Annotated in this window: 15 protein-coding genes and 2 pseudogenes; 8 read left to right on the top strand and 9 right to left on the bottom strand. The window is 51.0% G+C overall.

The features are described from left to right. Positions 1–258: 258 nt before the first annotated feature. Genes deoC through rbsK form a run of 4 tightly spaced genes read right to left on the bottom strand, consistent with a single transcriptional unit; the run spans position 259 to position 4385 of the window. Entirely contained in the window at positions 259–1023 is a 765-nt protein-coding gene (gene deoC / locus ACW5W8_RS16215) for a deoxyribose-phosphate aldolase (RefSeq protein WP_498628755.1), read from the bottom strand. Positions 1024–1077: 54 nt separating this feature from the next. After that, positions 1078–2091, bottom strand: a complete 1014-nt coding sequence (locus tag ACW5W8_RS16210) for an aldose 1-epimerase family protein (RefSeq protein WP_498628753.1) — start codon at positions 2089–2091, stop codon at positions 1078–1080. A gap of 9 nt (positions 2092–2100) precedes the next feature. Next, a complete protein-coding gene (gene fucP / locus ACW5W8_RS16205; RefSeq protein ID WP_040096526.1) occupies positions 2101–3420 on the bottom strand; it encodes an L-fucose:H+ symporter permease in 1320 nt (439 codons plus the stop codon). Positions 3421–3434: 14 nt separating this feature from the next. After that, entirely contained in the window at positions 3435–4385 is a 951-nt protein-coding gene (gene rbsK / locus ACW5W8_RS16200) for a ribokinase (RefSeq protein WP_498628751.1), read from the bottom strand. Between the two features lie 348 nt (positions 4386–4733). Here rbsK and ACW5W8_RS16195 point away from each other — a divergent pair. After that, a pseudogene (locus ACW5W8_RS16195) lies at positions 4734–4991 on the top strand (hypothetical protein); the annotation flags it as partial. 42 nt (positions 4992–5033) lie between these two features. Here the strand turns inward: ACW5W8_RS16195 and ACW5W8_RS16190 are convergent. Together ACW5W8_RS16190 and ACW5W8_RS16185 are read right to left on the bottom strand one after the other, a co-directional pair. Continuing rightward, positions 5034–5264 (bottom strand): annotated as a pseudogene (locus tag ACW5W8_RS16190) (YqaJ viral recombinase family protein); the annotation flags it as partial. 93 nt (positions 5265–5357) lie between these two features. Beyond that, positions 5358–6308 (bottom strand): DUF932 domain-containing protein, encoded by a 951-nt coding sequence (locus ACW5W8_RS16185; RefSeq protein ID WP_107682477.1) that lies wholly within the window; start codon positions 6306–6308, stop codon positions 5358–5360. A 446-nt stretch (positions 6309–6754) separates the two neighbouring features. Here ACW5W8_RS16185 and ACW5W8_RS16180 point away from each other — a divergent pair, with 446 nt between their 5' ends. Both ACW5W8_RS16180 and ACW5W8_RS16175 read left to right on the top strand, forming a co-directional pair. Then, entirely contained in the window at positions 6755–8032 is a 1278-nt protein-coding gene (locus tag ACW5W8_RS16180; RefSeq protein WP_498628748.1) for a tyrosine-type recombinase/integrase, read from the top strand. 76 nt (positions 8033–8108) lie between these two features. Further along, entirely contained in the window at positions 8109–9128 is a 1020-nt protein-coding gene (locus ACW5W8_RS16175; protein ID WP_498628746.1) for a Fic family protein, read from the top strand. Positions 9129–9173: 45 nt separating this feature from the next. Here the strand turns inward: ACW5W8_RS16175 and ACW5W8_RS16170 are convergent, their stop codons facing one another. From ACW5W8_RS16170 to ACW5W8_RS16160, 3 genes are all read right to left on the bottom strand, one after another. Then, the gene (locus ACW5W8_RS16170; RefSeq protein WP_429041771.1) at positions 9174–9254 is read right to left on the bottom strand and encodes an SEC-C metal-binding domain-containing protein; all 81 of its coding nucleotides are present in this window, start codon (positions 9252–9254) and stop codon (positions 9174–9176) included. Between the two features lie 123 nt (positions 9255–9377). Continuing rightward, positions 9378–9821, bottom strand: a complete 444-nt coding sequence (locus ACW5W8_RS16165; RefSeq protein WP_498628744.1) for a hypothetical protein — start codon at positions 9819–9821, stop codon at positions 9378–9380. After that, a complete protein-coding gene (locus tag ACW5W8_RS16160) occupies positions 9772–10419 on the bottom strand; it encodes a winged helix-turn-helix domain-containing protein (RefSeq protein WP_498628743.1) in 648 nt (215 codons plus the stop codon). Before ACW5W8_RS16160 ends, ACW5W8_RS16165 begins: the two co-directional genes overlap by 50 nt. Positions 10420–11321: 902 nt before the next feature. On the opposite strand from ACW5W8_RS16160, the gene ACW5W8_RS16155 reads away from it, so the two are divergent. The 5 genes from ACW5W8_RS16155 (at position 11322) to ACW5W8_RS16135 (ending at position 18155) form a co-directional block, all read left to right on the top strand. Next, positions 11322–12107, top strand: coding sequence for an ABC transporter permease (locus ACW5W8_RS16155; RefSeq protein ID WP_498628741.1), 786 nt, complete (start codon positions 11322–11324; stop codon positions 12105–12107). Between the two features lie 3 nt (positions 12108–12110). Continuing rightward, entirely contained in the window at positions 12111–12761 is a 651-nt protein-coding gene (locus tag ACW5W8_RS16150; protein ID WP_498628739.1) for an ABC transporter ATP-binding protein, read from the top strand. Between the two features lie 93 nt (positions 12762–12854). Then, positions 12855–14048, top strand: a complete 1194-nt coding sequence (locus tag ACW5W8_RS16145) for a KpsE/RkpR family capsule polysaccharide export protein (protein ID WP_498628737.1) — start codon at positions 12855–12857, stop codon at positions 14046–14048. 212 nt (positions 14049–14260) lie between these two features. After that, positions 14261–15850, top strand: coding sequence for a polysaccharide biosynthesis/export family protein (locus ACW5W8_RS16140; RefSeq protein WP_498628759.1), 1590 nt, complete (start codon positions 14261–14263; stop codon positions 15848–15850). Positions 15851–15908: 58 nt separating this feature from the next. Beyond that, on the top strand, positions 15909–18155 hold the full coding sequence (locus ACW5W8_RS16135; RefSeq protein WP_498628735.1) for a hypothetical protein: 2247 nt from the start codon (positions 15909–15911) through the stop codon (positions 18153–18155). The last annotated feature ends 25 nt before the right edge of the window (positions 18156–18180 follow it).

The following is an 18180-nucleotide window of genomic DNA, read 5'->3' as shown; positions in this document are numbered from 1 at the left end:
AATGTCAGCCCGGCGGAGTTTAACAAGAGGTATTGGAGAACTGCTCAGGCTGCTTGATCCGGGACTGTCCGATCTTGTCAGGACACCTCATACAGTTATAAAAAAAAGAGTAAATAATTCAATACGCTAATAGTAAGTAAAGATAAGACTGGTAAGGACCCTGTAACCTAGCGAGATCCTCTGCTAGGCTGGTACTTTTGTTACCATAAGCAAACAGGCTGCGGAGGGCAGCCTGTTTGTTGAATAGCATTATGTTATTCAGTAGTCCCCCAGTACCTCTAACTTCTCACCGAGGTCAGTAAGCAGACTGCCGAGCAGACTGGATGCCCCAAACCGATAACGATCAACGGATACCCAGTTTGGCCCCATGATCTCATCGGCCATAGCCAAATAGCACGCCGCATCTTCTGCTGTTTTGACTCCTCCAGCGGCTTTAAAACCGACAGTATCCTGAACACCCATCTCTCGAATGACCTCCAGCATCGCACGTGCACTTTCTGGTGTGGCATTCACTTTGACCTTTCCTGTGGATGTTTTTATAAAATCAGCCCCCGCATTGATCGCGATAGAGGAGGCTAGGCGTATGAGGTGCTCTGACTGTAATTCTCCCGATTCAATGATGACTTTCAGCGTCACCGCGGCAGTCTCGCAGACTTCCTTACAAGCACGGACCAATTCAAATCCAATTTTCTCATTTCTCTTCATTAAGGCTCGATAAGGAAAAACCACATCGACCTCATCGGCACCATAGGCAATTGCTGCACGTGTTTCTGCAACGGCAATCTCGATGTCATCGTTCCCATTGGGAAAGTTGGTCACGGTCGCAATCCGGATATCAGGTGTGCCCTGTTCTTGCAGAGCTTTGCGTGCAACGGGGATAAAACGGGGGAAGATACAGATGGCGGCGGTGTTGCCAAAACGGGTCTTGGCCTGCTGACAAAGCTCAATGACCTTGGCGTCAGTATCATCCTCGTTGAGGGTGGTGAGATCCATCAAGGTAAGGGCACGAATACTGCTGTTCATACTTCTCTCCAAAAATATAAGGGTGGGACTTCCCACCCTTCTTACTTATTAGTCTTAGGCAATGCCGGTCGTAACTTTGAAGACTTTCGTTTCGTTTGGTGCAAGCTTAATCAGGGTGCCATTCAGATTTGCGGCCTTAAACCCTTCTGGGCGGCAGGTCGCTGGCAGCACAAAGGCCGTGACCTTCTGATCATCATTGTGCAATATCCAGCGGGTGGCATAATTGAACTCAGTGCTACTGAACCGGGTGAGAAAGGTCGTACCATCGGGTGCGGTCATGGTGAATTCCGGCTCGGCGGTATAGCAGTCCAGCTCATCGGCAAAGAACACGATCTCGGGGTCATAACACTCAGGCTGGTTCAAGCAATCCAACGTCACCCGACCATTCTGTATGGCTTGATTGAACACCGTCCATGTCGGTGTTGGTGTTACATGGGCTGGGATTGACTCACGCAAACGCCAGGCTTCAGCCGGGATGTTCTGGCCGAATGTTGCACCCGCCACATAGGCATAATTCATGTGACACATATACTGTAGCGGCATGTTGACCGAGGCCAGATTGGTGACTGACATGGAAATTTCAAAGAGTGCGCTGTCTTTATGCAGGGTAACACTGGGTTCGGCCCGGTAATGATGTCCGAATCCCATCACATACTCGATACGGCCACACAACGTCAGGGTATCCTCCGTCAGTTCTATCCAAGCCTCATCCATGGGAGCGCAGGGCATTTCACCGTGTAATGGATGGGTATCATCCGGTGCTGGGCAGCCATTTGCCAACAGTCCCGAATGATAGGCAAAGCATCCATAAGTCCCGATCACTTCGTTCACCGGCTTGGGTTGAGTAAACATATTTTTCATGGTTAGGTTGTGACCATCAAACTCTGCTCCCCATATCATCTGGCCCATCCAAGGCAAAACGATAAGATTCCCCCGTGAGTTCTTGATCTCCAGAGCCTCCACACCACTGGGATAACGACTAGCGGTGACCTGGAATGCGTCGTTTTTAAGGAGCAGATGTGGTAGTTGGGTGAACAACTCACGCCACAATGGGATATTAGTGTTCATAGCAACTCCTTACGCATTGGCACGAGTGGCTGTGGAATCTACGGCAATCTTCATTTTGTGTTCGCCGTAGAAATACATACCGACATAGACAAAGCAGCACATCGAGACCAAGAAGGACGCTTGCAGAGAGCCTACCGTATCGGCAACCAAACCCTGTATGGCAGGCACCACTGCTGCCCCCACGATGGCCATTACAATCACAGCCCCCGCCATCTCTGTGTGCTCATTGTCTACTGTGTCAAGAGTCCCAGCATAAATAGTTGCCCAGCAAGGGCCGAACAGAATCGAGACAAATACCGCCATGTAGACAGCACTAAAGTCCGGAACTAAGGCTACATAAGCTAAGGTGAAGACGCCGATAACAGCGTACAGTGCTAACACTTTTTCCGGGCTGAACTTTGTCATCAAAATGTTGGCTACAAATTTACCGACGAAGAAGCAGATGAAGCTGTACACCATGAAGTTTGACGCATCACGCTCGTTGATATTACCCAGTTCCAAGGCCAGACGGATGGTGAATGACCAAACCGCCACTTGCATACCAACATAAAGGAACTGCGCGATAATACCCTTACGGAAGCGCTTGTTAGTAGACAGGTAGCGCAGAGTGTCGGTAGCGGATGGGCGCTTACGACTAGCCGTTTGCTCAACCTTGCATTTCGGGAACTTGGTTGTAGCGAACAGAATAAACACTACCATCAGCACCATAATCATATATTTATAGGGTTCTAGAGTTTTTTCCAGCATTGCCAACTTGAAGTTGTGCAACTCCGCTCCATTCAGACTCATCATGGTAGCTTCCAAGCTATCACCGTCATGGAACACCAAGTATTTACCTAGCAGGATACCTGCAATGGCACCGATTGGGTAAAATGTCTGACTGATATTAAGGCGCAGTATGGCTGTTTCTTTCGGGCCAATCATGGAGCTATAAGTATTAGCCGCTGTTTCTAGGAAGCTTAGGCCGATCGCGATGGCAAATATGGCTGCAAGAAACATGGTATAGGTAGCCATGTGCGAGGCAGGGAAGAACATCGTACAGCCGCCAATGTAAAGTGTCAGTCCCACAAGGATGGCAAATTTATAGGTGTTCTTTTTAATTACTAGTGACGCTGGGATAGCGATCAGGAAATAACCGCCATAAAAGGCGCTCTGGACCAATGCTGAGGCAAAGTTACTAAGTTCAAACACGCTTTTGAACTGAGTAATAAGAATGTCATTTAAGGATGCCGCGCAGCCCCAAAGTGGGAATAGGCAGGACAGTAAAATGAATTGAAATATTGGTGTTTTATTGAGATAACCGTCTGGTAACTGAATAACTTTGTTCATTTGTTTATGCCTTTTTATTCATGAAGTTGGAGAAAATCATAGAATTTTTCAATCGATGGATAGGAAGCCTGCGTACCCTTTCCCATCACGCTATAGGCGGCATATAGAGATGCTTTTCTCATGGCGGTTTCAATATCACCGATATTGACATAGTAGTGGGAAAAACAGCCTATAAAAGCGTCGCCAGCACCACTTGTATCAACGGCATTCACGCGGGGAGCCGGGACATGCAATTCGGAATCCTGAGTCATCCAGAGTGACCCTTGCTGGCCAAGAGTGACAATGATGTTCTTTAATCCCTTTTTTATCAGTGTCTTGGCCGCATTTCTCACATTGTCTATACTGTTGATCGCCATGCCTGTCATGATCTCTAGTTCTGATTCATTAGGCACAAAGAAATCACACTTACAGGCATAGTTAATATCGAGGTTTTTCAAGGCTGGTGCAGGATTAAGCAAAACCTGGATGCCATGCTTATTGCCAAATTCGATTGCGTGATATACCGTCTCTAGCTTTATTTCTAGTTGAAGTACAATTAATTTACAGCGTTTCAGATCCTCGGCTGCTCTATCGATATCTTCTGGTAAGAGATAGTTGTTGGCACCTTTAATAATCAGAATGCTGTTGCTCGAGCTAGGATTGACAAAGATCGGTGCAACACCACTACTAGTGCCTTTTACTTTTTCTACATACTTTGTTTCGATACCAAATGACTCCAGGTTACGTATTGTATTATCAGCAAAAACATCATCGCCAACTTTAGTTAGCATCATGACATTCGAGCCCAGCTTTGCTGCTGCAACAGCTTGATTTGCACCCTTACCACCACATCCTAATTTGAAATCTGGCGCCTCAAGTGTTTCCCCTTCTTTTGGCATTGTATGGGTGTACGTGATCAGGTCGACCATATTTGAGCCAATAACAGCGATCATTTTTTTCTCTCTAAATATATTAATGTTCAACACGTAAAAATCTTATCAGAATAAGGATGTCGTCTTTAGTGATGGAACTCACAAACAAAGCAATTGAAAAAGAAAATGGAGATATGTGAAATTGCTGATAATCCATTGTTGCAAAAGATATGTGGGAATAAATTAATTAACATAAATAAGCGGAATAGCTACAAATAATTAAATAAAGAGACGCTTTTATATTTAAATAGGTTCTCTTTTCATCTCACAGTAACTCAGCTCGAACATATTCAGCTTTATTTAGGCTTTGTTCCGGTGTTGTTTTCCAAATCAGAGTGACCTGAATTGAACTTATGGTGGAGACGGTGATCTGATCACCAAATCCCTCTTCAAATCAGTATCATGGTCAAGTCGCTTCACGCCATATCCAACTGGTCACAGTACAACCGTTCCCTGGTCAAACGCGGCTCGCTGTTTGTGCCGCTGTGTGCACCCGACTACAGCTGCGTCAACAATCGCACCAGTACAGTGAAGGTGGCATACCGCCAGCCACCCAAGGGCAAGGTTACCGATTTGGTTATATCAATGCAGAGGAATGGCCGGCCTGCTGGCCCGAGTGAAACACTTCATGGATACCGAGTCTCCTTTCCCGGGGAATGGCTATGGGACAGCGAAGGTGTATCACTATTGGGATCAGTTATTTAGCTCAATGCCCCACAGCACCGCTTCCTTGTGGGAGATATCCTCCGGTTCCTTGCGGCCAGTCTTCTCCAACCACAGGCTGAGCGGGCATTTGTAGGGGGAGAGCCCCACTGCGACGGCGGCATCGGAGGAACCAATGCCGAGTTTACGGACAGCGAGCCACTGCTCGCGGGTTAACTGGGTAGTAGAGGCTAGCCGCAGGGCTTGGCCATATTTGGCTTTTGCTTTCATGACTATTCCTTGTTGACGGCATAACGACCTCGCCCGGATTGGCTTGCGCCAGTCCGGGTGAGGTCGTTATGCGGTTTGAATGGGGAAGCGTAATTACTGCAGCAGAGTGAGTGCCTGATTCAAGGCTTGAGATTTGAGTTGGGAGCCCTGACCAAACCAGGCGGAGTCGAGCCGGTGATCCTGGCTGCGGGCACGGCGGTGGTGATCCACGTATTCAGTGACCGCATTGACCAGCCCCCAGGCGGTATTGCGGGAGCTCGCAAGTTCTGAGCCCATGCCTGCGCCCTGATAGAGCTCATGCAGTCGTTGTACCGGCTTGGTGAGAATGATGTTCTCCTCATCGAGCGGTTGCGCCAGCAAGTCGCTGAAAAAGCGCAGCGCCTCTTCGGGGGCGACGGGCCGTTGTGCCAATTCCTTAGTCTGGACTTTGAACTCATCCCAATGGGAGAGCCCCAGTCCGAGCGACTCTTTGACGGTCGCCGCATCGAACTGAGTGGAGTGGGGTACCTTGATGGCGCCGGTAGCGCCACGCAGTGCCATCTGCAGGGTGTTATTGCAGACCACCCGCAGCGAGGTGAACTGCGCCGTGGTGCAGAGCGTGCCGTCGCAGCTGGTTGCCAGCAGCAGATAGGATTTTACCAAGTCATTACCTTTGAGCTTTAGATCCTGGCCGGTCTTAGCCAGTGCCCACAGTTTGCGGCCACCTTTGAGCGAGCCTGCGGTTTCTAGCTCAAAGCCACCGGCTTCCACTAGGTCTTGATAGAAGTGCAGCACCTCGTGAGGCTGTACCACGTTGTAGCGGCTTGAGACCACCGACAGAGGGGTGAGGGTATCGGAGCGATACAGCACCTTGCTATCGCTGTAGGGACGGATATGCAGTGCATCGGAGGCGACGTTAAACATCACGTCGCTCTGCTCGATGGTCCAATCCATCCCGGCTGCCTGCAGCCAGATATCGAGAGATTGTTGCGGGGGCAAGACATTGCCAAGGCCATGCCAAGGGGTTTGGCCGGTGTAGGCCATGGTGTCGATCAGGTGAGCCATATCTCCTCCAGGAATTGTGAAATGCAGACATTCAGCCTGCTAACTCATGTAGGTGATGTAGGTTTGAAAGTTTATTGAATAGGATGTATTTATGATTAAATTCTCATTTTTAAGGGGGGCGTTACAGCATGATTGTGTTGTGCAATGAACTGCATTGGAGGGGTACGGAGAGGGGTACGGGGCCAAAAACGACCAAGGGGTTGGCATCGTGATGATGCCAACCCCTTGTTTTATATGGCGCTCCCGACTGGAGTCGAACCAGTGGCCTGTCCCTTAGGAGGGGCGCGCCAACCTGTTTTATGCTGTCTAAAGTCATCTGTCAATTTTATTTTAAATCATTATTTATCAGTTATTTATGGGTTTTACCATCCAAGGCTGTACAAATTAATTTATCCTTATAGGATGCTAAACAAGTACGCCAGTAAGTACGCCAGATTGGAGTTTTGATGCTTAACCAAGACCGAGAGATTGCGGCCCTTACTCCACCAGAGGGGAAGGACCGGATTGTTTGTGCAGTGAAGTCTCGCTATGGCTCCGGCCTGTCCGTTGAGGCCAGGTTTGGTAGACCAACCAAGAGCTGGCTTTATCGCTATTACATCGCCGGTAAGCAGCAAAAAATGACTCTCGGAAATTATCCGGCAATGAGTTTGGCAGAAGCAAGACAAGCTCATAAAGATGCCATCGCGCTGGTGGACAGAGGGATTGATCCAAGGCTTCAGAAAGCTGAAGAAAAAGCGGCTAACGAAGCCGTGTTAACGGTCGGAGTGGTGGTGGAACGCTGGTTGGATTTTCGCGAAGAAACTGGTGATTTGAAACCCCTGACCTTGCTGCGTCACCGCCAGCGCTGGGAGCGACATCTCAAGAAGCATCTTGAGAATGTACGCCTTTCTGATCTCACTACTGCTCATCTGGCCCAAGCTTTGGAATTGGCTAGAAGGGGATCCAAGCCAGCATCAGGGAAAGCACCCAAAAGCCGTGGAGAAGAGATCCGCAAAGCACTCACGACGATCAGTCTAGCCCTCGATTATGCGAGAATTCACCATCTCATCCCGAATAATCCGGCTCGCTTATTACGGCCCAAAGATTTCAATATCGAGGCTCGGACCCGCGAACGTTGGTTGACCATCTCTGAACTGCGGCAGTTGTGGCAAGCCATTGATGGAGAGCTTGCGAATCAATCAGCGGTTGAAGGGGCCAAGCGGTTTAATCTCATCTCTCCATCCGCAGCGGCTGCGATCAAGTTGCTCATCCTGACGGGAGCACGACGTGGGGAAGTAGCTCAGATGCAACGTTCACAAGTAGTGAATGGTGTCTGGACTATTCCTGAAACCAAAAATGGCAGAGCTCACACCGTGTACCTGAGCCAACTGGCGCTAGATATCATCCAGACGCAGTGGAGTGGGGAGTTTGTGTTTGAATCAGTCAGAACCCCTGACAAACCGATATTGGAAGACTCGATCACCAGAGCACTGAGGAGACTGCATGCTAGATTGCTGCCCGATATGGAACCTTTCACCGTGCACGATCTGAGGCGTAGTGCAGCAACGAATTGGGCTGAGCGGCTTGGTGCTGAAGAACGGATAATTGAAGTCTGTCTGAATCATCAGCCGGTAAACAAGCTGGTGAGGATCTACCACCGTTCAAAGCATGAAGAGAAGACTCGGGCACTGTGGTTGCGCTGGGGAGAGCTTGTCGCCTGCGAGATAGCAAGTAGCTCTGTCTAAGCATTACGATGTGCAGGCGTCTATTCCACGCTCTGTTAAGCTACCCCTCATTTATCGTCGTATCACGGAGTCTCTCATGGCAGCTTATTCCCCCCCCTTTACCCTGACCCATGCCATGTTGAGCCGGGTTGCGGAGATTGCTGAATTGGTGGGGCAGTGGCGGTTTGCTCAGATCTCCCAGGTGCCGATGCTGCGTCGGGAGAACCGGATCCGCACGATCCAAGCCTCCCTAGCTATTGAGCACAATACCCTGAGTGTTGAGCAGGTGACGGCAGTGATAGAGGGGAAGACGGTACTTGGGCTTCCTCGCGAGATCCAGGAGGTCCGTAATGCGTTTGCTGCCTATGAGGTAATGCCTGATTGGGATCCTGCTTCACCTGACGATTTGCTTTTGGCTCACGGTCGTTTGATGCAGGGGTTATGTGACGACGCGGGGCACTGGCGCAGCAGTGGTGTGGGTATTTACCGAGGTGAGCAGTTAGTGCATATGGCACCACCGGCAAATCAGGTGCCCCATCTGATGGGGCAGTTATTGCAATGGTTGGCAGATACTGAAGCACATCCGCTGATTGCCTCTTGTTCTTTGCACTATGAGTTGGAATTTATCCATCCTTTTGCGGATGGAAATGGTCGGATGGGACGTTTGTGGCAGACGGTGATATTGAGTCGCTGGCAGCCTGTAATGGCCTTCTTGCCAGTGGAGATGGTGATCAAATCGCGACAGGAACTCTACTATCAGCAATTAAGCCAAGCTGACAAGCTCTGTGACTGTACCGGATTTATCCTGTTTTTACTTGAAGCTCTAAGGGATGCCTTAACCCAGGCAATCATCACTCAACCCGCATCGCAGGAACAAATGCGGGTAAAAATTCCGGTAGAAATGCGGGTGAAAACGCCAGAGCAGATCTTAACTGTGTTGGCAGCAGACCCCACCCTGACGCTTAAACAAGTCGCGGAGCAAATAGGGAAATCCACCAGCACAGTGGAACGCGCGGTGGCTAGGTTAAGTAATGCAGGACGGCTTCGCTTTGTCGGGCCACGTAAAGGTGGGCGGTGGGAGGTATTGCCAATAAACGATAGGTCCGTTGTCTCTTAATACAAGAGAGGGCCAATGGCCCTCTCTTGCTATCTATTTTGTTGGTTAGTGCAAACAACACGGCTTGTACTTCTTGCCGCTACCACAGGGGCACGGTTCGTTGCGGCCAATCTTGATGGGCGCCACCACAGTGTTGGCACCTCTTTGGCGTTATCTTCCCGAGGATAATTCATGCCTGTTGGGGGGTTAAATGAGGCCCTCTTGGCTGCGAGAGTTTGAACCACTGTGAATTCGATTTGGATTGTTTGGTTACCAGAGAGACTGCTTACCGAGGGTTTTGACCTTCTGGATTCGGTAGTAGGGATAAGTCATGACAATCCAGTCTTCCTTATCTTTATGAATAATCTTGGCAATATAGAGAAAGTCGTTGTGCATCACTGAATACACATTGTTATGGAGGTCGGGGTGTTCTGCTGTTCGAGTCACTTTGTTTGCAATAAAAATGACCGTATCACCACGTTTCCCTAAAAAACCTTCATGTTTGAGTACTTCACCCGTAGCCTTGTTATGCACAACGCTCTTGGCATAACCAAACTTGCAGGTTGAGTAAAATGAGAAATCATCACGCTCATATTGTTGCTGATAATCACATCCGAGCCCATTGATAAATGGCGTTACGGAATAAACTAGCAATAGAGTGAAACTAATCCATTTTATGGATTTGAAGCTGACCCAATTCTTTATCATATCCATAGAGGTAAGTTCCTTCAGATTCACCAACGGTTTGCTCAATTTTTTTTATTTCATCATCACTGAGCTCTGAATAGCCACAGAGATTTGCCTTGTTGATCTTGTTACAGTGTATTGGCGTGTCGAGAGTGGTAATGAATAATGACCATAAAACAAGAACCATGAATGTACTGTAAAAAATAATATTGGCGAGAATGGAACCTGGCTTATGGATGTTTCGTTCATGAATATAATCAGAACTTATTGCTTCAATAGAGCTGTCTTGGCTAAATACACCGTCATCTATTGGCGAGTCGGGTTCGATATTTTTATTTTGGTTCACCGCAGGGTGAAATATGTATCCTTTCCGATGACGCGTTTCAATTATGGGGCCATCGGTAATTTCTGCTAACGCTTTTCTGATGTTTTTTATAGCAACGGTCAGTGAGTTTTGCTGTACAACTTTACTTGGCCAGCCTGCCTCTAGCAAAATTTCTTTCTCTACCAGCTCATCAGGCCTTTCCAGTAGACATTGTAAAACCTGAATTTCGCTGGAGCTAAGCTGGGCAATAACTGCACCATCCCATATTAACTCTCCGCTACTTTCATTTAGCGAAATCATATTTCAGTGCCACCAGATATCAAATTATGCACCCTTTATGCGCCGTTTAACATAATGGCTAGAGATAAAGTCAGGTCCGTATTGTAGCTTGTGATCACGCTTTTTCGCAATCAACTTGGGGCAATAGGCCGATAATCGCAGGGATTGCGGGCTATCAAGCTTGTGAGTAATTACCTTGCTTGATGTGTCGTTGTGCTCATTTTTACACGACGGAAACTCTGGGGCGGTGCCTTTCGCCTGCAGCCACCGCGTCAATTGGCGAGTGAAACAGCGCTGAGTGATGGCTCGGAAACGGATGAGAATGTGCTCGCGATAGTGGAGGTCGCTGGCAGCATGGGAGAGTGCTGGGTGAGCAAAGGGTTGGTGAGCACCTCCTTGCCAGCGCTTCCACCTCATTTCTCATAACCAGGTCTGGCGCTCTGTATCTGGTCTATGACGATGGAGGTGGTGATTAATGCTGAGAAATATGTTTTTTGTGGTTTGTTAATTCACATTTCATAGAAAAACCACACTTATTTCATGTTTTTATCATGGTTTCGAGTGGAAACTAAAATGGCCTGTGGCTATATTGCCGCTCGTCGAAGAGACGGGTGATCCTAGAGAGACATCATAGGTTGCAACAGCACTAAGACAAGCGAAGAGCACGTCAGTGTTTCTTGTCTCTGGCGATGAGACTCTGCCCCTGCTCTGGCCCGACAACGGAAAATGTCATTTCCGTGCGGTAGCTATGGCAAGAGAAAATTGGATTAAAGCTTATTGTCGGGAATGTGTCATTTCCGTGCGGTAGCCATGCTATTTTACTAGCAGTCGACAGCCTGGCGTACAAACGATAGTGCTAGGTCGCTTATTCAAACTTAATGCCACATCTTTATCTATTACCAGAGGTGTTCAATCAAAGTGCAATGTTGATACAAAGACGCAGTCCTGCTGTGGTATTGAAAGATGTTACCTTCGGATTATTGATGCGGGAGTTGAAGACCCGCTTTGGCAATTATCGTATGGGATATGCCTGGGCCTTGCTGGACCCCTTGATTACTATTGCCGCATTCTGTGTCATATTTGGTCTCAGGCAGCGTAATGGTTTCGGTGGTGTTGAAGCGCCGGTTTTTATTGCCAGCGGTTATCTGCCATTTTTGATGTTTCTAAATACTACCAATCGCCTTATTTCGGCAGTCAGTGCCAATAGGGGATTGTTTTGCTATCGTCAGGTCACTGTATTTGCCACCTTGTTCTCCCGCTTTGTACTGGAGTCCATTATAGGGATATTAGTGGCTATTGTATTAATCCTGATTCTGGTCTGGTCTGGTTTTGATGCGATACCCGATGACCCGCTGGCGGTGATCATGGGGTATTGCACCCTGATGATCTTCTCATTTTGCCTCGGTACCCTGCTCTGCATTGTGAGCAGTCTGTCAGCCGAAGTGGACAAGCTAATTCCGATCTTGATGCGTCCTTTACTCTGGATATCTGCGGTCTTTTTCCCGCTGGCGGCGGTGCCGCAAAGTTATCAGCACCTGCTGCTCTGGAACCCTATCGTGCATGCACTCGAATTGATCCGCAGTGGCTGGATTGCCGGTTTTCAAACCCAGGGGGGGAGCTGGAGTTATCTGCTCGGTACCACCTTGATAATACTGGCGTTTGCGATGAGCGCCTATCGCCTGAGCCACCGTCGACTGATTGCAAGTTAAAAAATGATAACCCTCGAAAATGTCAGCAAATATTACCCCACCAAATTCGGGCGTAATTATGTCTTGAAGGATGTGAGCTTCACGCTGCCGGGAGATAAAAATATCGGCATTCTGGGTACCAACGGGGCAGGTAAATCCACCCTGTTGCGCCTGCTCGGCGGCATGGATATGCCTAGCCGGGGCAAGATCACCCGCCACAGTCGTGTCTCCTGGCCGCTGGCGCTGAATGGCGGGTTTCAGGGCAGCATGACTGGTCGTGAAAATACCCGTTTTATCTGCCGGATCCATGGCATTCATGACACGCGCCGGGTCGAGGAGTGGGTCAAGGGCTTTTCCGAGATAGGCCAGCACTTCGAATTGCCTATCCGGGGTTACTCGAGCGGGATGAAATCCAAATTCTCGTTTGCGGTCAGTATGGCGTTTGATTTTGATATCTATCTGACCGACGAGATCACCTCGGTGGGGGATGCCAGGTTCAAGCAAAAGTGCATCGATGTCTTCAACCAGAAGCGAGAAACGGCGAGCCTCATCATGGTCTCCCACGATATGAATACCCTGCGCAAACAGTGTGACATGGGGATTGTGCTGAACAATGCCAGCCTGACCCTCTACCCCGATATTAAAGAGGCCATCGCGGTCTATAAAAACCTGTAACCACAGCTATCACATTCATTTTTCAACATATTGTCACGATGCTATTTCGGTTCGCGCGATGCGGGCCGCTTGCCATCATCAATCCGGATATTCATGAACACCAGCACCATCAAGACGCAAATCGGTCGCAAGCTGCGCAAATTCAGGCGCGACCCCAAACGCTTCCTTATCGATTCAAAGGGATATCGGGCTGCCCGTTTCTCATGGAAAAAGGCCATCAGGCTGGGCAGCTTTCTCTGGGTCTTGCTCTGCTTTTGCGTGGCGACCCTCTATTACGTTGCAATCGCCAGTGATCGCTATGTCAGCGAAGCGAGCATCATCGTCAAGCAGGCCGATCAGCTCAAGATGATGCCGGATGCTCTCTCCATGCTGGGGCTGGGTGGCAGCAATCATCAGGATGTGCAGGTGCTGCATGCCTATCTGGGCTCATGGGACATGCTGCAGCGGCTCGACAAGGCGCTAGACCTCAAGGGGCACTATCAGGGCGGTCACGCTGATTGGCTGTCACGACTCCCGTGGGATGCCAGCAATGAAGAGTTTCTTGCCTACTACCGTGACCATCTCACCCTCACCCTCGACGAGCTGTCGGGGATCCTGACTATCCGGCTACAGGCATTCGAGCCCGAATATGCCCGCGAGGTTGTGGCCCTGATGCTGAAAGAGGGGGAGGGCTTTATCAACCGGCTGGGTCATCAGGTCGCGCTGGAACAGCTCACGTTTGTTGAAAGCGAGGTGGCGCGCTCTCATGAGCGGTTGCAGGCCGAGCGGGACAAGATGCTGGCGTTCCAGAATCGCCACAAGCTGATGAGCCCGGAGGCAACCAGCAGCGCCATGCTGGGGGTGGTGTCCGAGCTGGAGGCAGAGTTGGTGCGTCAGGATACCGAGCTCAAGCGGCTGCAGATCTACATGAATCCCAAGGCGCCCGATGTGGTGGCGGCCAGAGGCAGGGTCGACGCGCTGACCCGCCAGTTGGCGCAAGAGAAGCGGCGGCTGACCAGCAACGACGAACAGTCGCTTAACGAGGTCAATGCCGACTATCAGGCGGTGCAGGTGCAGACCCAGCTGGCGGCCGACATCTACAAAACTGGGCTGGTCAGTCTGGAGCAGGCCCGGGTCGAAGCCTATCGCAAGCTCAAGCACCTGCTGGTGGTGAGTACGCCAAGTGCCGCACAGGAGGCGCAATACCCGCGTCGCCTCTACAGCCTCGCCACCATTGGCGTGTTGCTCTGCCTCTTCTACGGCCTGGTGGTGATGGGGCTCGCCACCCTGCGCGAACATCAGGATTGATGCCCAGTGCCGCCCGCCAGTGCGGGTGGCTACACCAATTGATACTCGTCCTTTTCAATACCCGATGGCGCAGTGCATGCACTGGCGCCCGGCAGGAGTTTACCTTGATTTCAACCTTGATCTCTCGAACCCGTTACTGCGGACGCAACCGGCGGTTAACGTTCATCCACTTTACTATCCGCGCCGCATCGCTGGCGCTCGTTACTGGGCTGCTGATCCCGCCTGCTTACGGGCTGGGCGTCGCCCAGGAGGCGGCGCCGGTGCGCAAGGTGGTGAGCGACACCCAAACCCGCGATCCCGTCTTTGGCAACTGGCTGTTTCGCGGTGAGTTTGCCCGTGAATCATTCAACGGGTTCAACCCCGATTACCGCATCGCCATCGGCGACAAGCTGCAGGTGCAACTGTGGGGCGGGGTCGAGTTTGATCAGAGCCTGCTGGTCGATCACCAAGGCAATATCTTTCTGCCCAAGGTCGGGCCGGTCAAGGTGGCCGGGGTGCGCAACGAGCAGCTCAATGACACCCTGTTTGGCGCCATCACCCGCGTCTATCAGAAGAACGTCAGCGTCTACGCCACCCTCGATGTGAGTCAGCCGGTCAAGATCTTCGTCACCGGCTTTGTCAATCAACCCGGCCTCTATGCCGGCCAGTCGGGGGACTCCATCCTCTATTTCCTCGACAAGGCGGGTGGCATCTCCCCCGAGCGGGGCAGCTATCTGGATGTGGCGCTCAAGCGCGGTGGCAAAACTCTGCGCAATTTCAACCTCTACCAGTTTTTGCTAAACGGCACGCTGCAGCCGACCCAGTTGCGCGATGGCGATACCCTGGTGGTGGCGCCGCTGCGCTATCAGAGCACGGTGCGCGGCAAGGTGGCCAATGCCAACAAGTTTGAGCTGAGCAAACCCCATGTCACCCTGGCCGAGCTGCTGCAACTGGCCAGCCCCGATGCCGATGCCACCCATATCCGGGTTAGCCGCAATCAGGGGGAAGATATCCGGATGGACAACTATCCCCTGAAGGATGCAGCCACCCTGGCCAGGGTAATGGTCAGCAGCGGCGACACGGTAGAGGCTATCGCCGACAAGCGCTATGCCTCCATCGCGGTGCGCATTGAGGGGGAGCACGACAGCGAACAGGAGGTGGTGCTGCGCTATGGCGCGCGCTTGGGCGAAGTGCTCAATGGCCTGAAGTTGACCCGAGATGCCGATATCAGCGCCATCCAGCTCTATCGCGATTCGGTCAAGGTACGCCAGAAAGAGATGCTGGGCTCCTCCCTCAAGGCTTTTGAAGCGAGCATTCTCACCGCCCGCTCTGCCTCCGATGGGGAAGCGAGCTTGCGCAAGAGCGAGGCGGACTTGTTGATGCAGTGGGTTGCGCGGGCCAAAGAGATCGAGCCAAGCGGTCAGGTGGTGCTGGCCAACGCCCCCAATCTGGAAGAGGTACGTCTTGAGCCCGGCGATATCATCCGCATTCCGCGCCAGACCAATCTGGTGATGGTGCACGGGGATGTAATGTTCCCGAACGCCATTCTGGCGGATCAGAAACGCACCGTGGCTGACTATATCAATCTGGCCGGCGGCTTTACCCAGAAGGCGAGCAACTCGCGCATTCTGTTGCTGCATCGTGACGGCACCTTTAGCCAGATAGAGAAGAGCGAATTGGACGATAGCGATATTCGCGTCACCCCGGGCGACGAGATCTTTGTCTTGCCGCAAGTCGAAACCAAATCGCTGCAAATTACCAAAGACTTTACCAGTGTGCTTTACCAGATTGCCGTATCAGCCGGGGTGTTGGTGGCTTTATAGGTCTAATAGAGAACGCCGTCTTGCACTTATTTTCACACGCTACAACAAGTAAAAAACCATGAAAGTGAAACAGTTTAAACATCGTAAGTCGAACCCGGTTCATCGGGCTTCATCATCAACCCAGTCTGGGTTGGCTGAGTCGGAGCGTACAACGGTGATGGCAGAACCATCGCAGGTTGATGTGTCGCCAACCCGACTCATGGCAACAGAACATTCCCTGCGGCCTATATCGTCCAAAGTCATGTTTTGGCGGCCCCGTTATCTTGCCGACTCACAATGGTTGCAACATGTCCCCTTCTATTTCTGGTTGACCGATGTCCTGCGCCCAAACTTGGTGGTCGAGCCCAACCTGAATAGTGCCGTGGGCTATTTCGCCATTTGTCAGGCCATTGACAAACTGAACCATGATGGCCTGGCATATGGTGCATACGGGTCACAATGCGATATCGAGCAGGTCAGCCGCTACAACCACGAGCACTACCGTGAGTTCTCGCATCTGGTTGCATCCGATGAATTGGCATTTATCAGCGACTTTGATGACGCCAGCATTGATCTGTTGATGCTCAAACCGGGCACGCCACTGCTTGTCAGTGAGTCAGCTCAAGCCGGGTTGTCGCCACTGCTGCAAAGCAAGCTATCAGCTCATGCGGTGGTACTGATCCACGGCAGCATGCTGAGCGAACATCGCCCATTGTGCGCCTCACTGCGCAGTAACTACCCTTCGTTTGAATTGACCCAGCACAATGGCTTACTGCTGCTCTGTATGGGAAAACAGATCCCGGCCCAGCTGGAAACCCTGATCAATCAGGGACAAGATGCGCGCGCCCAACGGCTTATCCAGAACATCTATGCCCGCCTTGGCAGTGCCAATGAAGATGCCTGGCAGTGCCGGGTATATGAACAACAGGTGCATGAGTTGACGGAGCAACTGCAGGCGCAGACTCATCACATCCAGCAAATTCAAGGGGCCAAACAGTCCTTTGCTGACAAGCTGCAACAGGCGAGTCAAGACGTTGCTACCGCCAAAGCTCACCAAGCAGAGCTGGCTGCCAAGCTTGCCGCTTTGGGCGATGAAACGGCCGAAAAGCGCAAACAAAAGCAGCGGCTATTGCAGGAAAAGACCCAGCTCGAGCAAGAGCTGACTGCGCTGAAAAAGAGCCGCCAGCAGGCTGCCGCCGATATGGCCCGCTTGCAGCAGGATATCGACGTGCGATTCGATGAACTGGCCAAGCTGACCCAACTGCTGGTGGATGCCGAGTCCCGACTGGATGCCGTGCAACAGGATAACCAATCCCTGCGCCAGCAACTGAGCCAGATGCAGAGTGAGCTGGAAAAAACCAGGGCCACTAGCCAAGGCTACCAGCAGCAAGTGGGGGAACTTGACTGCAAACTCAAGCAACAGGGGGCTGAAGTTGGCAAGTTAAACGACGCGCTGACCAAAACCAGATCGCAGGAAGCTGACCTCAAGGCGACTGCCGCCAAACTTGGGGGTGAAGTCCAAAGCCTTAAGCATCAATTGAATCAAGCCAAGGCTGCCGCACAGCATGAATTGGCAACGAGTCAGGCAGCCTTGGCCAAAAGCCAGGGTGAACTGACCAGGGCGCAAGCGGAGAAATCCCAAGCCAATAACCAGAAAATAGAGGCACAAACCGAGTTAAACCAAATTCAAGCTGAACGAAGCCAGGTACAAACTCAGCTGGATAAGGCGACCGCCGAGTTGGCCACCACCCAAATGCAACTGCAAAGAGAGCGGGAGTTAACAGCGCAGCTTGAGCGTGACCAGCAGGTTGCTGCAGGCAAAATCTCAACGCTTGCGAACGCTGAGCTGGCCTTGCGACTATCTCTTAACGAGCGTTTTGATGAGCTTGCTACCCTCACCAATATGCTGCACCAACAAGATCAGCAGTATGAGGCAACCTTAAGTGAACTGCAGGCGGCCCAGTTGCAGCTCAAAGAACAGCAACACACAGCGGTGACGGATAAGCTAAAAAACACCTTTAAAACCGCCAGACAACGTCGAGCCAAAGCCAGGCAATTTGCTTTAGATGTGTCACTTATTCGCCAATCCGAGTTGTTTGACGAGGCCTGGTATCTTGAAAAGCACCCTGAGGCAGCTCACCACAAACAGGGTGCTGCCGGTCACTATCTGGAATATGGCGTGGAGCTTGGGGCAAACCCGTCCGCGACCTTTGACGCTAACTGGTATTTAAGCACCCATAGCGATGTGAAAGACGCGGGAATGAATCCGCTATTTCACTACCTGAAGTTCGGCCATAAAGAGAGCCGTTTGCTCAAATGTTTTTGATGTTCAACTGAATACAATCATCTAA

This window comes from Aeromonas aquatilis (assembly GCF_054052405.1).
This window is presented reverse-complemented; position numbering and strand designations above follow the sequence as displayed.